Here is a 299-nt window from a genome sequence, read left to right as displayed (position 1 = left end):
TCCTGCACCCAGCCCTCACCGCGCGGCTGCTCGTCGGCCCCGACGGGGAGCCCGAGGGCTGGCTGCCGTACCGCAGGCACCTCACGATGGTCACCGGCGGCAAGCGGCACGTGATGATGGGCGCCAGCCAGATCGACCGGTACGGCAACCAGAACATCTCCTGCATCGGCGACTGGGAGCGCCCGGCCCGGCAGCTCCTCGGCGTCCGTGGCGCGCCGGTCAACACCCTGAACAATCCGGTGAGTTACTGGATCCCCAAGCACTCGACCCGGGTCTTCGTGGCACGGGTCGACATGATC

General features: G+C 69.2%; 1 pseudogene. It reads left to right on the top strand.

Annotation, left to right across the window (positions count from 1 at the left end):
* A pseudogene (locus OQ02_RS39880) lies at positions 1–299 on the top strand (CoA-transferase); the annotation flags it as partial.

Origin of the sequence: Saccharothrix sp. NRRL B-16314, from assembly GCF_000716595.1 — a bacterium.
Taxonomy (GTDB): Bacteria; Actinomycetota; Actinomycetes; order Mycobacteriales; family Pseudonocardiaceae; genus Actinosynnema.
The sequence above is the reverse complement of the archived record's forward strand: the minus strand, read 5'-3'. Positions and strand labels throughout refer to the sequence as shown.